The 971-nt window shown below is 58.6% G+C and carries 1 protein-coding gene; it reads left to right on the top strand.

Features of this window, described 5'->3' with window-relative positions; translation table 11 throughout:
- On the top strand, positions 1-971 hold a 971-nt coding region (locus tag EV102420_RS20760), incomplete at both ends, for a DUF1983 domain-containing protein (protein ID WP_042396218.1).

Genomic DNA, 971 nt, shown 5'->3' on the forward strand with positions numbered 1-971 from the left:
CGGAGGAGAACGCAGCGGGCATTACCGAAGTGCGCCAGGCGATCGCTACCGAGGAGGAGGCGCGGGCAACGGCAGTTAACCAGCTGACGGCAGCCACGAAAACCGCGTCTGATAAAGCTGATGCGGCAGCGGATGCGGCTGGCGCTGCTACTGAGCAGGTGGAGCAAAACACGGCAGCGATCACCGAGCTGGATCAGGTGGTCACCACGCTGGACAGCGCCACCGCCTCCCGGTTCGATGAGCTGGAGGGCCAGACCTCTGAGGCGAGCGGTAGCGTGCAGAACACGGCGATCGCCCTGATTCAGAACACGCTGGCGCAGGTCAGTGCCCGGCGAACCCTGACGGCGGTGAATGCCGCCAACAGCGCCCAGATTGACCGCATCGATACGGTTGTGGCCAGCGACCGGGAAGCCTCTGCTCAGTCACTGCTGCAGATTTCCTCCCGGGTTGATGGCGCGGTTGCCTCGATCAACAGTATCAGCCAGACGTTTGCTGATTACCGGCAGTCAACGGCAGCGCAGATCACCTCCCTGACAGCCACGATTGGAGGTGTGAGCTCAGCGGTAACGACGAACGCCCAGGCCACTGCCGATATCAACAACAACCTTAATGCGATGTACAGCATCAAAGTGGGGCTTGACGCTAACGGCGTGCAGTATGCCGCAGGCATGGGGCTCGGAGTACAGAACACGCCATCAGGCATGCAGAGTCAGGTTGTTTTCCTTGCTGACAGGTTTGCGGTGATGAGTTATGCAGGCAGCGCGGTAACGCTACCGTTTGTAATCCAGAACGGCCAGACCTTTATCCGCGATACCTTCATTCAGGATGGTACGATCACCAATGCGAAAATTGGCGCATACATCCAGTCATCGAACTATGTTGTCGGCACGCTGGGATGGAGGATAGATAAAAACGGGACCATCGAGATAAACGGCGGGGTTGCAGGTCAGGGCATGATGGTTATGACCAAT

Origin of the sequence: Pseudescherichia vulneris NBRC 102420 (assembly GCF_000759795.1) — a bacterium.
GTDB classification, from domain to species: domain Bacteria; phylum Pseudomonadota; class Gammaproteobacteria; order Enterobacterales; family Enterobacteriaceae; genus Pseudescherichia; species Pseudescherichia vulneris.